The sequence below is a fragment of the Mycolicibacterium arabiense genome, from assembly GCF_010731815.2.
Lineage (GTDB): Bacteria > Actinomycetota > Actinomycetes > Mycobacteriales > Mycobacteriaceae > Mycobacterium > Mycobacterium arabiense.
This window is the reverse complement of sequence record NZ_AP022593.1, coordinates 2,497,327-2,511,353: the sequence shown is the minus strand read 5'-3', so window position 1 is coordinate 2,511,353 and position 14,027 is coordinate 2,497,327. Positions and strand designations below refer to the sequence as shown.

Genomic DNA, 14,027 nt, shown 5'->3' with positions numbered 1-14,027 from the left:
GGGCCCACTCGAGACTGGTCGCCTGTGAGCCATCAGGCAAGCATAGGGTTCCGGCGTCCCGGTGTCGCTGGTATGCAGACGACCTTGTAGCACCTGGTCTTTCGCCACTGTGCGTGGTACGAACGGTTCATGGACCTGCCGTCCCTCAACGAGCACGACGGCCACGTAAAACTCAGCCCTCTACAGGGGGCAAGCGATCCGGGGCCGTCGATCGCGAACTGGCTGTTCAGGGTCTCTGATGGCCGCCAGCGGTCATCGCTGCGAGTGCTCGACGTCGGGTGTGGACGTGGTGACACTGTCGCCTGGCTCGTCGAGCAGGGATTCGATGCGCTCGGCATCGATGTCCGCGCCGATTACGTGGCGAACGGTCGCGACTATCTTGGGCCCGATCGACTGGCGGTGCTCGAGGGTGAGGTCTACCCGTTTCCGGACGATCACTTCGACATCGTCATATCCGATCAGGTCTTCGAGCATGTCGCAGACCTCGCGCAGCTCGCGAAAGAAGTTGCACGGACAACGAAACCGGGTGGCGTCGGGCTGCATGTCTTCCCCGCGAAGTGGATCTGGACGGAACCCCACCTTCGTGCCCCGGCCGTGCATTGGTTGCCAAAGGGAAGACTCCGTCGTGGGGCGATCAAGCTGGCGCTGGCCACTGGCCGGACGGCGCCCTACTTCACCGAATGGACGCTGGCGGAACGCACCCGAATCTTCTCGGACTACAGCGAACACGAGACGTTCTACCGCCGTCCTGCCGAAATTCGTCGCGTGCTGGAGGCTGCCGGTCTGTCGGTCAATCTGCGCGACGCTTCCCGACAGCGCGTGCTCTTCAAGCTCGGTTACCCCGGGCTGCCTGCACCCCTGATCCGGTTGGCGGCCTGGATGTATCGCAACACACGGGTCATGTACTTGACGACTTCGAAAGCCAGCGAGTAAAGGTCGTCCAACCTCGCGCCATCCTCTGTAGGGTTGCATCGTCGACGCTTGGATGGGCGGGCTCGGTTCGGGTAACTACCAAGGCGATGATTCGGTAGTGACGGCCACCCCGATGACGAGGGCGAGGGAGTCGGTGTATGCATGCCTTGGTAACTGGCGCGGCAGGATTCGTGGGGAGTCACCTGGCGAAGCGGCTTCGGGACGACGACCACGACGTCGTCGGCCTCGACTCGTTCACGGACTACTACGACGTTGCGCTCAAGCGTGCCAACGCCGATGGGGCTGTTCGCGCCGGCGTGAAATTCGTTGAGGCGGACCTCAATGAAGTCGATTTGCGTGGCGTCCTCGATGGTGTCGACGTGATCTTTCATCTCGCCGGGCAGCCCGGTGTGCGCTCCTCCTGGGGTGATGAGTTCGCGACCTACACTCGCTGCAACGTCGAAGCTACCCAAAAGCTGTTGGAAGCGAGCCGAGATAGCAGGTCTCTTCGGCGTCTAGTGTTCGCGTCGTCGTCGTCGATCTATGGCGATGCGGAGCGGTTTCCGACGAGCGAGTCCGACCGACCGCAACCGATCAGCCCCTATGGGGTGACGAAGCTTGCCGCCGAGCACTTGTGCAGCCTGTACGCATCAAGCTTCGACATCCCAACGGTGTCGTTGCGGTACTTCACGGTTTATGGTCCTGGCCAACGTCCGGATATGGCGTTCACACGTTTCGCTCAGGCGGCTGTTCGTGGTAGCGAGATCACCATCTTCGGTTCCGGAGAACAGGTTCGCGACTTCACCTACGTCGATGACGTAGTCGAAGCGAACGTACTCGCCGCAACCTGCGATGTTACGCCCGGGACGGTGTTGAACGTTGCCGGCGGGTCCTACACCTCGGTCAACGAAGTCCTAGACGTCTTCCGCGAACTCGCCAGTACCGAACTGACGGTCACTCGGGTCGAGGCCATGGCCGGCGACGTTCGCAGGACGGGCGGCGACACTGCCGCTATCCGGTCGGTGCTTGGTTGGCGGCCCGTCGTGGGCTTGCGAGAAGGAATTGAAAGGCAGCTGAAATGGGCTGCTGAGAGTGATCTTCGCTGACGCGTCGTCACCTCAGCGCTGCTCGAACTCCGTCTCCGTCGATTCCATGGCGCGAGCGTAGACATTCAGGATGTTTCGGGGCAGCAGCCCAACGTTGGCGCCGGTCTCGAGGACCCTTCCAATCGGCTTCGCGACTGCGCTCGGGAGACCGATGGAGCGAAGGTACTCCTCCATGTGGAGTCCGTATCCTATGGCTGGTTCGACGGAGATTGGCATCAACCGCTCTCGCCGCAACATGGCCTCCATCCCGCGGCGAGAGTATTGGCGTCGATGGAGATGGTTGATCCGCCGATCGAAGACCCGGCGATACCTGTCGAATGTCAGCCGACGCAACCAAAGAGCAATCCAGTCGATCGCGCAGTACCTCGGCGTACTGAAGAACAGTATTCCCCCCGGACGCAGAAGCATTCGCGCCCCGCGCAACAACTCGTCCGGATCGTCGACGTGTGCGATGACGCACCACATGGTTACCGCGTCGTAACTGGGGAGGTCCGCTGCCAATGACCTGAGGTCGTCTCCCAAGGCCAGGTCGATTCCATGGCGTTCGCGGCAAGCGTCGATGGCGGGCTGAGACACTTCGTTCCCGTGAATGCGAAAACCGCGATCTCTTGCCATGGCCAAGAAGTCGCCGCCACCCGCACCGATGTCGAATACCGCGGGCCGATCCACGCCGCGGAGCATTTCCTCGAGTCGGGTGATCGTCTCGTCGAATCGCTGCGTGCACGAGGTCTCGTTGGCCGCCTCTAGGTAGCGCTGATAGTTGGCCTCGACGTTGTACTGGTCGCTATGACTCACGGCGACCGCGGTGCCAAAGTGAAAGAACGCTGAGCCGCACGACGAGCACCGCTCGACGTACTGTGGACGGGGCTCGCTGAGCACCCGCATCTGCGACCCGCCGCACGCGGGACACGATTCGGCCATCAGGTGCGCGCTACTCATTTCCCGGATCCTCATGGGCCGCTGACTTCACGACGAACGGCGTGCGCCGCTGGCCCTGTTCGTTTCTGGACACGAACTCCTCCGTCGTAGTCGATGTCTTGGGACGGGCGCCGCTGCTGCCTGGACGTCGCCGTTTGTGCAATCGTCCTGCAGTCGCTTTGATGACCGTGCTGAGTATCAACGCCCAGGCAAGGAATCTGATTGGCACTTCGATGGCGTAGCGGGGAAGTTCGGCGAACAGTGCCAGTGCGAGCAAGTACATGACCACGCGGTGGGGGTCGTACGGGTCACGGGCCACGTAATTGCGGATCGCCCTCGCCGACAGTCCGAGAGCGAACATGATTGCCACCACGCCCAATACGCCGAAGTCGAGGTAGGAGTCCGAGATGACATTGGTGCCGGTGCCCCACGTGGCGCGGCGGCCCAGCAGTATCTCGGTGAGCATCTCAGCCGAGTTCGAGTACTCCGGTTTGAGGTAGGGGAGATAAAGCTTGCCGCTGAACGGAATAGCCGACGAAGCCTGGATGACCTTCAAGACGCCATACATGAAGTCATGACCGTCGGGGACCACCTCCACGGTGGCGCGCAGCGTGATGGTGGTGACGTTGAAACTGTTCTCGCCCGACGCCCCCTGTTGGTACTGGGAATACTCGAGTGCCTGCATGAAGTTGCCTGTGCGGTACCAGTTGGGGATGGTTCGGAGCACTTCAATCGCGTAGTACAGGATCATCCATACTCCGAATGAACCGGCTAGCACGATCAGTGAGGCTCGACGTACGAAGGTGAAGTAACCCCCGACCAGTACCAACGCGACCAGCAGGAACGAGTTGCGGTCGCCAAGAAGCAGAAGTCGCACAGCCCAACCAACTGTCACCATCAACCCGATCACGAGGATGGGCGGCGTATCGAGGGCGTTCGCCCTTGCGTATACCCAGAGTGCCGCGACCATCATGCACAGCACCAGGACGGCGGTTGAGGTGCCCTCGATGCCCAAGGCGTTGGTCGTCGTTCCGGTGTACCGACCCTCCCCCGCGGACCGCCATCCGGCAAGTAGGTAGATCGCGACGAGCATCAGGAGCAGTGCGCTCGACGCAATGGCCAAGGGGCGGAAAAGCGACCGCCGGCCCCCGTCGTCTCGATCGGGCTCCGTTAGGTCGGCGTCATCGGCCCCGAGGCGACCAGCTCTGCCCAAGATCCTGTGTCCGATCGTGAATGCCAACATGCCAATAGTGGTCAGTGTGATGGCCTTGTTCGAACCGTCGACGAAGGAGTTCGAAACAAACCTGCTGACCCTGAGATCCGTCGCACCCAAGACGAACAATTGGTAGGGGTAGTAGAAGATGAGGTAGCTATAGGCGAAGAACAGCACCTCCACCGTCAAGTAGCTCGGTAACCGCGGCAGAAGACGATCCGGGTTGGTGATTGCGCGGAGGAACAACGCGTAGAAGGTCGCGAGATTCGCGATGAGCACCCACGACGTGGCCCCATCGGGGACGAGGAAGAACAGCGCGATGAAGGCCGCAAGCCCCACGGCTTCCAAAGTTCGAGCAGGCCAACGAAGGTCGGATGCCGAATGCCCACGGGGTGGCACTACACCGCTGCCGCGGGCATTGGGAGGGCGGTGAGCACATGCCGATGCCGCACGGTGGTCACTGGTCACTACGGGCGCCTCAGCCGCGTCGTCCGGGAGTCCATCGCTGTCTCTCGTAGACGCTCTTGTTGCCGAGGGAGAAGACCCGCTTTTGGTGGAAGCCTTGGATGGGAGCGCGAACCGGAAGGGGGAGGGAGCGCATGACTTGTTTGACTCTCTCGCGCCAATGCAACGCCCTTGCCACGTCGGTGCCATCCCACATGACGACGTAATCGCTCTGTTGCGGCGGTGTCGTGAACATTGGCACGTCGCGAATCTTTGCCGCTTCCACCATCATCATCACAGGCTTCTTGTTGAGTAAGCCGACCCTTTGGCGGGCCTCGCTCGGATCCATGACCTTGAAAACCGTGTGTTTCTTGGTCAGATCCAATCCGGGGTAGCGAGCCTCGTAGAGAAGTACGTTGCGGATCGCGAACCCATTCTCGTCTGAGAAGATCCGGTACATCAGCTCAGGACTGAACTGGTAGAACCCGTGACCCATCATGTTGTTGGCCGGCGTATTGATGAAGATCGTCCCACCCACCTTGAGCATGTTGCCGAGGTTGGCGAACGCCGTTGGGACGTCGAAGATGTGCTCGAGCGAACCTCCGTCGATCACCACGTCGTACCGACCGTGCCATGCCTCCGGTACCGGTGCGTTCATGTCGTGGATGGTGTCGGCATCCTCGAAGTCGGACACATCGAGCACGTTGATCGTCTTGGTCCCGAGAAACCGACGGAGAAAGTCGTCGACGTAATCGTTCCAACGGTTCTCGGTCAGGACGGTAGGCGCCGTGCCGACGGCGGATCGATAGACGTTGCGGAAGTAATCCACCTCGGACGGGAAGAGCCGTAGCGTTTGATGGCCGAGGGTCAGTACTTCGTCGAAGCAGACACCGCGCTGCTTTGCGTCCCACATCATTCTGGCCCCGAGATAGCTAATCCCCACGATGTCCGTTCTCCCTGAGGTCGTCGCAATTGGAAGCGCCCTGAAGCGTCGCCGCCGTCGCGTCATGCATTTCAGGTGGCATGGTTCACGAACGTCCTCTGAGTGCGCCGACATGGTCGCGATACCAGGCGACCGTGCGCTCCAATCCGTCACGCAAGCCAATCTTGGACGTCCAACCGGAAGCGGTTAACTTCGAGACGTCGAGCAGTTTCCGCGGCGTCCCATCGGGTTTGGTGGAATCCCACTTCGTTTCGCCAGTGAAGCCGACGACCGAGGCGACGACGGCGGCGATCTCCCTTATGGTGGCGTCCGTCCCACTGCCGACGTTCACGTGTTCCGGGCCGTCGTAGTGCTCGAGCAGATGCAGGCAGGCGTCTGCGAGATCGTCCACGTGCAGGAATTCGCGACGCGGTGAGCCGCTGCCCCAGTTAGTGACCGATGGCGCGCCGGATGCAACGGCCTCGTCGTAGCGACGTATCAGTGCAGGCAGCACGTGCGAATTCTCCGAGGAGAAGTTGTCGTTGGGCCCGTACAGGTTCGTCGGCATCGCCGAGATCCATGGGCGGCCATACTGTCGCCGTATCGCCTGGACGTGCATGATTCCTGCGATCTTCGCAATCGCGTAGGCGTCATTGGTCGGCTCGAGGTGCCCGGTGAGCAGCGAATCCTCGCGAATCGGCTGTTCGGCGTGTTTCGGATAGATGCAGGAAGAGCCAAGGAACAGCAGACGTTCGACGTCCATGGCCTGGGCCGCATCGAGCACGTTCACCTGGATGCGTAGGTTGTCGCTGAGGAAGTTCACCGGGTGATTGCTGTTGGCCATGATGCCGCCGACTCTTGCTGCGGCCAGGACGACGTACTTCGGTTTGACGTCGCTGAAGAGATCGACGACCGCGTCACGGTTCCTGAGATCCAACTCGTCCGAAGTCTTGCCGACGACATTCTCGAACCCCGCGGCCCGTAGTCGTCGCACGATCGCCGAGCCGACCATGCCGCGGTGCCCGGCGACGTAGAACGTCGCGTCTCGGTCAAGTCCGCGAGGCGTGAACCGCTCGCCGAATGTCATTACACGACTGCTTCTCGAACGGCCGTTCCCCACGACGCGAGCAGGACCTTGTCGATCCAAGACGTGCCGACGTGATCGAGTGCCTCGACGTCTGCGTCGACCATGAGCCTGGCCAGTTCGCGTCCGTGAACCGTTGGTACCCAGCCGAGCTTCTCTCGAGCGTGTGATGCGTCGCCGATCAGTGAGTCGACTTCGGTTGCGCGCAAGTATCGTTCGTCGAATCTGACGTGATCTTGCCAGTTCAGACCGACGTGGCCGAACGCGATCTCCAGGAACTCTCGGACCGTGAAACCCTCGCCGGTCGCAAGTACGTAGTCGTCGGGTTCGTCGACTTGGAGCATCCGCCACATGCCCTCTACGTACTCGGCGGCGTATCCCCAGTCGCGCACCGCATCGAGGTTCCCCATGTAGAGGTACTCCTGCTTACCGGCCTTGATCGCGGCCACCGCTCGGGTGATCTTGCGGGTCACGAATGTCTCGCCGCGACGGGGTGATTCATGATTGAACAGGATGCCGTTGGCTGCGAATAGACCGTAGGCCTCACGGTAGTTCCTGGTGATCCAGTAGCTGTACAACTTGGCCGCGCCGTACGGTGAGCGCGGGTAGAACGGTGTGTTCTCATTCTGTGGCGGAGGTGTCGCTCCATACATCTCCGACGACGAGGCCTGGTAGAAGCGGGTCTTGATACCCGACAACCGCACGGCCTCGAGGAGACGGATCGTCCCCGATCCGGTCGTGTCAGCAGTGTGCTCGGGCTCGTCGAATGACACCCGGACGTGGGACTGTGCGGCGAGGTTGTACACCTCGTCCGGGTCGATCTCTGCAAGCAAGGTCACCAAGCGGACGCCATCGCTCAGGTCGCCGTAGTGAAGGAAGAGCTTGGCGCCGGGTGAGTGCGGATCGACGTAGAGATGGTCGATTCGCGACGTATTGAACGTGGAAGCGCGGCGTATGACGCCGTGGACCTCGTAGCCCTTGCCGAGCAACAGTTCCGCCAGGTAAGACCCGTCTTGGCCGGTGATACCGGTGATCAAAGCTCGCTTCGTCATGGGTGCCTCAACTCCGGTGGATGGCTGTCGGATGCTATTCGAATGGTGGTGTCGTTTAGTCGGCTGACGCATGGCCGTGCCTGCTGGTCGTCTGTGGAACGACCGCGACGCCGTTTGACTGCCGTGGCGGATCAACCTTCGGGGGCGCGGCATTGAGTTCTGGAGTGGGAGCTCGTGTCGGCGCATCGTCCTGCGACTCAACGGGCGTCGCCGCACGCCTGGATCGCGACGACGCGTCGTCGCCGTAGTAGCTATAGCTATATGACGAGCTGCCCCGATCAGGTGTCATGGTGAACACCGCACCGAGAACGCGGGCGCCGACGTCCTCGAGGTTCCCCACCGCATGCTGAAGCTGATCGCGCTTCGTCTGGCCGAACCTCGCCATGATCAGTACGCCGTCGGACCCCGCAGCCAGGATTGCGGCATCCGTGACTGCGAGCAGCGGGGACGAGTCGACTATGACGAAGTCGAACTTCGCCCGCAGTTCACTGAGTACCTTCTTCGCAGCCAGCGACCCGAGTAGCTCGCTCGGGTTCGGCGGCGTGCCGCCAGAGGTGAGGACCGTCAATCCGGGGTACTTGGTCGCTTGCAGTACTTCGGAAAGCGACGCCCTGCCGCTGAGCACGGTACTCAACCCCACGGTTCCCACCAACCCCAAGTACTCGTTCAACTTGGGGCGCCGCATGTCGCCGTCGACGAGCACGACGCTGTGGTCGGCTTCGGCCAGAGCGAGGGCAATGTTGATGGCCGTGGTCGACTTTCCCTCGCTCGGCATGGAGCTGGTGACGACGATGACACGCGGCGGATGGTCGACTGCGAGGAACTGCAGATTCGTTCGCAGCTTGCGGAAGGCCTCCGCGATGGCCGAGTTGTCGCTGCCGAAGGATATGGCCGGCTCGGTCCGCCGCTCCTTGTCGAGGGGAATGCTGCCGACCAGTCCGACGCCGGTCATCTCCTCGAGGGACTCCCGGTCCTTGACGGTGTTGTCGAGAGATCCCCGAAGGATCGCAAGGCCGGTGCCGGCGAGCAGACCGATGGCAAGACCGGCAAGCAGGTTCAGGGTCCAATTCGGCGATGCTGGGGTGGTGGGCAGGGAGGCCCGTTGCTCGACGACGACCCGTGCATCTGGTCTCGAGCCGTCTTCGGGTGTCTCGAGTTCCCTTACCATGGACACGAACTCGTCGGATAGTGCGTTGGCGATGTCGCGGGCTCGAACGGGCGACTCGTCGAGTACGTCGACGTCGACGAGAACCGTGTCTGGTTTGGCACTCGCTTTGACGTGTTGACGCAGCGTCTCAGCTTCCATGTCGAGCCCGAGCTTGTCGATGGTGCGCTGCGCCAGCGTTTCGCCCATGATCAGTTCGGTGTATGAGATGACACGCTCCTGGGATAGCCGATTCCCTTGGTACATCTCGGCGACGGAGGCGCCGCCGGCGGCCGACACGTAGAGCCGCGTGGATGCTTGGTAGAGGGGAGTCGTGAGGAGGGTCAGTGCGACGGCCCCGAGCACGGCCACCGTGACGGCCACGCATACCGTAATCCACTGCGATCGAAGCATCTTCACGAAATCTTGAATCTTCATTGCCAACCCTCCACCGCTACGGCCTCGGCCCCTTCGCGGTCATTCGCCGTTGCGCGGAAGCATACCGCTGGCAAACCCCGCGGCGTCCGGAAACTGATGGCATCAAGCGCTTTTGATTGATTGGCAACCGTGCATGTGCTCGTCAGGACGAGCATTCTGGTACCGATACCTTGGGAATGACGTTGTCCACCAACGGTTGGATTGGAACGCGCGGAATGCCTGGCGACGTGGGTTCGGACAAGCGGAAACTGATCTCGCCCGACTTGCCGGGCGGTATGGCCACCTGCACCTCGAAGCTCGGATGTCCGCGCTCCGCGCTGGTGATGACCGGGACCTTCTGACCACTCGCGAGTGCGCTTACGAGCGTGGCACCCTTGGTAGCAAGAAGTTTGACCGACGCGACATTGGTTCCGCTGGGAACCCGAATGGGTATCTCGGGTGCGATACCGGGTGCGCCGGCCACGAAATCCGGAAGTGGCTGCTGCGGCGTGTCATTGGTGAGACGAATCGTGACCGTCGAGAGCCGTGTGTCCCCGGAACAGCCGTCAGCCGCGTATTCGATACCGCGATCGAGGTAGTAATCCATCTTGTTTCCGCCGAGGTTGTTGAGCACGACCTCGGCATATGGTGCGGGATCGTCGGGGATGACGTGCGCAAGGGGGGTTTCCTCGAGCATCGCCTGTTCCTCCGGCGACGAACTCCACACCGAGATGCGTCGCTCGCTGACCGCTTTACCCAAAGCATCGAGCAGAGCGCGTGGCGACTGAATGGGCCCGGTCATCTTCTTGACGACTTCGCTCGCGATGTCTTGAAGATATTGCTTACGGGCCAACTGATCCGTTGGGAAACGCGAATATGCCGTCGACTCGGTGAGTTCTACGACGTTGTCGCGGGTTACCACCTCGCCGTCTGGCATCGTGACGGATCCTGCGGCACCGAGTATGTAGCTCAGGGCGATGGGGTCGAGAGCGATGACTCCATCGATGCCCATCGCGGACTCTTGCTCCCACATGGACTTCCAGATCTGTGCTGCATACGGGAAGTGCGAACTCAGATTGCTGTTTCGGAAGTCTGTGAAGGGGTTGGCGAACCCGTACTGGTCGGCGAACTCGCGCCCGAGATCGACAGGTGCAGAGGCTCTTACGAGTTCGCGATTGGTGGCGAGGGTGTCCACGGATGGCGCGCCGTCGTTGAACCGCAGTATCCCGAATCCGCCCAACAGTCCGCCGGTGCCGCGCGCTTCGGCGTTCGTCTGGAACGCCATGAAGTACGTCCGGGGGCCGTCTGCACCCATCATCACAGGAGCCAACCGTGAGGCGAGGGCGGTATTCTCCAGAAGACTTGCCACGTCCGCCGTTTGGCCTTGCAGCTGTGTCCGGGCATCCTCGAGTACTGACAGGTAACCCGGGTCGCCGATGGACTGGGCGTCGGCATCGAGTCGAGCGGATGCCTCGGCGAGTTCGCTCAACGTCGGTTCCTGGTCGCGAAGGAGTTGTACGTCTACGCGGTTGCCCTGCAGCAGGCGGTCGGGCGACAGCGCAGTGCCAGTACGCGCGGACGGCTGCAGGACGTCGGCGGTGAGGCCGAGTACGACGTCGGAAATCTGCTGACCGGTCCTAAAAGGTGTGCCGAGCCAGGGGATGGCCGCGGTGACGTCCCACGGAAGGGAGTGAGTGGCATCGCGCGCTGACTGCGCGTGCGATGCGGCGTTGTCCGCCCGCCGTGTCGCCTCATCGGTATTGCCCTGCAACAAAGCATCTTTGGCCTGCTGGGCGTTGAGGCGGGCCTGCTCGAGGTTCGACTTCGCGTCGAATGCTTTGATCCCCAGCCAGCACCCGAAGGCGACGACGACCACGAGCAGCAGGACGCCGGCGAACGCCATCTTGCGTCGACGTCGGCGACTCTGGTCATCGTCGAGCGCAACGTCACCGTCGTCGCTATTGGGTTGGTCCTCAGAAGGCCGTCTGGAAAATAGCTTCACTCACCGATTCCCGTGCTCGAGCGGCCAGCACTGAATCAGGTGACCACGACAGTGCTGACTGGGCGGCTACAGGCGTCGCTGACTAGCAGCCCCGAGTGAGGGAGCCCGAGACCGTCCCGTACGGACCGATCTTGATGGTGGCGCCGAGAATGCAGGCCTCGAAGTTGAGGTTCTGCGTGAACCACCCGTAGAGCGGGCGCAGGAATCCCGGGATCAGCGGCAGCGGCGTGAAGACGAAGACCGTGCTTCCCGGTGGGGGCGTCGGGTTGGGGGTGCCGAACCAGAAGAAGCGGTTCTGGAAGATCGACGTGATCGTCGACGGGGCGAGCAACGCGGCAGAAGGGGCGGCGATTCCCGAAGCGCTTCCGCCGTCTGCGGCGTTGTCGAGGAACCACAGGGTGTTGTCCGAAGCCGACGCGCCGACGGATTCCACGACGGGTGCGAAGCCGGGATGCGCCTCCGCGATGGCCGGCGTGAGGGTTGCGGCGGCTACCAGTGCGACTGCCGCGGCACCGACCTGAACCTTTGTACTGACGTTCGAGAACTTGGCGGCAACGGTGGCCATTGTCTTCCCCCCTACGTTGAGTCTCCTGAATAGAACCTGAGAGTAATGGGAAGCATGGCAGCTTTTGTCATGGTCGTCAATACGAAAACCGCAGGTCAAACTACGTTTCAAAGGTACGTAACGCCGCGGGCGGAAATAGTGACCGCCTCCGGCGAGCGTTTCGACACCCCACAATGCACAAAGCGATTGAGCGAGTGGGCACAGCAAACAAAACCCCGGCACCAATTGGTACCGGGGTTTTGGGAGATTTCGGACTAGGTTGCTGCGCCCGGCTTCAGGTAGGTGACCAGGCTGACGTCGATGGCCTCGTCGACGAAGTAGAACTGGCACCCGGTGAGATACTTCATGTACCGCTCGTAGTTCTCGACGCCGGCTGCGGCGATTGCCTCGTCCTTGTGGTGCTCCAACCGCGCGGCCCAGATGCCAAGGGTCTTGATGTAGTGGTTGCGCAGTGAAATCGGTTCCGGCACAACGAAACCGGCCTTCTCGCCGTGAGCGACCATCATCTTGGTGCTGGGAATGCGGCCACCGGGGAAGATCTCGGTGATCATGAACTTCACGAAGCGTGCCAGCTCGAAGGTCAGCTTCTTGCCGCGTGCCTGCAGGTCGTCGGGGTGGTAGCCAACGCTGCTCTGGACGGTCATCCGGCCGTCGTCGGGCATGACGTCGAAGCACATCTTGAAGAAGTCGTCGTACCGCTCGAAGCCGAAGTGCTCGAAGGCCTCGATCGACACGATGCGGTCGACGGGGGAGTGGAACTGCTCCCACCCCTCGAGGCGCACGTCGAACGTCCGCTCGCTCTTCACGCCGGAGAGTAGCTGGCTGCAGTACGCCTGCTGGTTCTTCGACAGCGTCAGACCGATGACGTTGACGTCGTACTTCTCCATCGCGCGCAGCAGGGTAAGACCCCAGCCGCACCCGACCTCGAGCAACGTCATGCCTGGCTTCAGGTCGAGCTGTTCGAGGTGCTGATCGACGTTGGCGATCTGAGCCTCGGAGAGCGTGACGTTCGGGCCGGTGAAGTAGGCGCAGCTGTACTTGCGCGTGGGGTCCTGGAAGACGCCGAAGAAGTCGTCCGACAGGTCGTAGTGAGCCTGGATGTCCTCGAAGTGAGGAGTCAAGTCCTTGAGGCCGGTCGTGGTGTCTGCCATGTCTCTCCTGATGGCCCTTTCCTCGCATGCGCTGCGAGCAGCCGAATGTTCGATTAACCTGCGCAACCGCACCCTACGGGCACATCTGCCACGTCAGGCGCAACTAGGCAAACACCCTAGCGTTTCGCCTGTGTTCGGCACTAATTCGCCGTGCCCTTGCGCAGGGTGAACTGGTTGACGTCGATGTAGCCCCGCCGGAACATGTCGGCGCAGCCGGTGAGGTACCGCATGTACCGCTCGTAGACCTCTTCGGACTGGATGGCGATCGCGTCGTCACGACGCGACGACAGCGCTGCCGCCCACAGGTCCAGCGTGCGTGCGTAGTGCAGTTGCAGCGACTGAACGCGTTCGACCGCGAAACCGACGTCGGACGCGTGCGCCTCGACGTCCCCGATGGCGGGCAGCTGACCGCCCGGGAAGATCTCTCTGGCGATGAACAGCGTGAACCGGGCGACGTCCATCGTCAACGGGATGCCGCGTCGCTTCACCTCGGCCATCATCAGCCGGGTGATCGTGTGCAGCAGCATCACGCCGTCGTCGGGCAGTACGCGGTTGGCCATCTCGAAGAACGGCACCCACCGGTCGGCACCGAAGTGCTCGAACGCACCGATCGACACGATGCGGTCCACCGGCTCGTCGAACTGCTCCCAACCCTGCAGCAACACGCGCATCGACCGGGAACTCGTCGAGGCCTCGAAGGCCGAGCGGACGTGTGCGAACTGGTTCTCCGACAGCGTCAGCCCGATGACGTTGACGTCGTACCTCTCCACCGCGCGCAGCAGCGTGCCACCCCAGCCGCAGCCGACGTCGAGCAGCGTCATCCCCGGCTCGAGTCCGAGCTTGCCCAGCGACAGGTCGATCTTCGCCTTCTGCGCCTCTTCGAGCGTCATGTCGTCGCGCTCGAAGTACGCGCAGCTGTAGGTCTGCGTGGGGTCCAGGAACAGCCGGTAGAAGTCGTCGGAGAGGTCGTAGTGCGTCTGCACGTCCTCGAAGTGGGGCGTCAATTCGGACAAGAGCAAAGTCCGCCTTCCAGTGGTGCGCCGCCCCTCCAGCTAAGTGAAGGACGCGGAATACGGTCGCCTGAGTCCCGCTCACGC

The 14,027-nt window shown here is 62.0% G+C and carries 12 protein-coding genes; 2 read left to right on the top strand and 10 right to left on the bottom strand.

The features are described 5' to 3' along the window. The first annotated feature begins 129 nt into the window (after nt 1-129). Nucleotides 130-933, top strand: a complete 804-nt coding sequence (locus G6N61_RS13740) for a class I SAM-dependent methyltransferase (protein WP_163919031.1) — start codon at nt 130-132, stop codon at nt 931-933. Nucleotides 934-1,070: 137 nt separating this feature from the next. Beyond that, nucleotides 1,071-2,018 carry an NAD-dependent epimerase/dehydratase family protein gene (locus G6N61_RS13735; protein WP_163919030.1) on the top strand — a complete coding sequence of 316 codons (948 nt, stop codon included), beginning with the start codon at nt 1,071-1,073 and terminating at the stop codon, nt 2,016-2,018. Between the two features lie 12 nt (nt 2,019-2,030). Here G6N61_RS13735 and G6N61_RS13730 read toward each other — a convergent pair whose 3' ends face one another. The 10 genes from G6N61_RS13730 to G6N61_RS13685 all read right to left on the bottom strand — a co-directional run bounded on the left by G6N61_RS13730 (nt 2,031) and on the right by G6N61_RS13685 (nt 13,943). Continuing rightward, nucleotides 2,031-2,957 (bottom strand): class I SAM-dependent methyltransferase, encoded by a 927-nt coding sequence (locus tag G6N61_RS13730; RefSeq protein ID WP_163919029.1) that lies wholly within the window; start codon nt 2,955-2,957, stop codon nt 2,031-2,033. Next, nucleotides 2,950-4,488: an O-antigen polysaccharide polymerase Wzy gene (wzy, locus tag G6N61_RS13725; protein ID WP_163919028.1), complete on the bottom strand. Its 1,539-nt coding sequence runs from the start codon at nt 4,486-4,488 to the stop codon at nt 2,950-2,952. Before wzy ends, G6N61_RS13730 begins: the two co-directional genes overlap by 8 nt. A gap of 139 nt (nt 4,489-4,627) precedes the next feature. Then, nucleotides 4,628-5,536 carry a class I SAM-dependent methyltransferase gene (locus tag G6N61_RS13720; protein ID WP_163919027.1) on the bottom strand — a complete coding sequence of 303 codons (909 nt, stop codon included), beginning with the start codon at nt 5,534-5,536 and terminating at the stop codon, nt 4,628-4,630. An 85-nt stretch (nt 5,537-5,621) separates the two neighbouring features. After that, the gene (locus G6N61_RS13715) at nt 5,622-6,602 is read right to left on the bottom strand and encodes a GDP-L-fucose synthase family protein (protein WP_163919026.1); all 981 of its coding nucleotides are present in this window, start codon (nt 6,600-6,602) and stop codon (nt 5,622-5,624) included. Beyond that, a complete protein-coding gene (gmd, locus tag G6N61_RS13710; protein ID WP_163919025.1) occupies nt 6,602-7,651 on the bottom strand; it encodes a GDP-mannose 4,6-dehydratase in 1,050 nt (349 codons plus the stop codon). The genes G6N61_RS13715 and gmd overlap by 1 nt, the downstream gene beginning before the upstream one ends. A 55-nt stretch (nt 7,652-7,706) precedes the next feature. Then, nucleotides 7,707-9,233 (bottom strand): tyrosine-protein kinase domain-containing protein, encoded by a 1,527-nt coding sequence (locus G6N61_RS13705; protein WP_163919024.1) that lies wholly within the window; start codon nt 9,231-9,233, stop codon nt 7,707-7,709. Nucleotides 9,234-9,375: 142 nt separating this feature from the next. Next, on the bottom strand, nt 9,376-11,115 hold the full coding sequence (locus tag G6N61_RS13700) for a DUF4012 domain-containing protein (protein WP_163919023.1): 1,740 nt from the start codon (nt 11,113-11,115) through the stop codon (nt 9,376-9,378). A 181-nt stretch (nt 11,116-11,296) separates the two neighbouring features. Next, a complete protein-coding gene (locus tag G6N61_RS13695) occupies nt 11,297-11,779 on the bottom strand; it encodes a hypothetical protein (protein WP_163919022.1) in 483 nt (160 codons plus the stop codon). A 254-nt stretch (nt 11,780-12,033) separates the two neighbouring features. Continuing rightward, complete coding sequence (locus G6N61_RS13690; RefSeq protein WP_163919021.1) at nt 12,034-12,930, bottom strand: cyclopropane mycolic acid synthase family methyltransferase; 897 nt, start codon at nt 12,928-12,930, stop codon at nt 12,034-12,036. Between the two features lie 140 nt (nt 12,931-13,070). Continuing rightward, nucleotides 13,071-13,943, bottom strand: a complete 873-nt coding sequence (locus G6N61_RS13685) for a cyclopropane mycolic acid synthase family methyltransferase (protein ID WP_163919020.1) — start codon at nt 13,941-13,943, stop codon at nt 13,071-13,073. Nucleotides 13,944-14,027 lie beyond the last annotated feature (84 nt).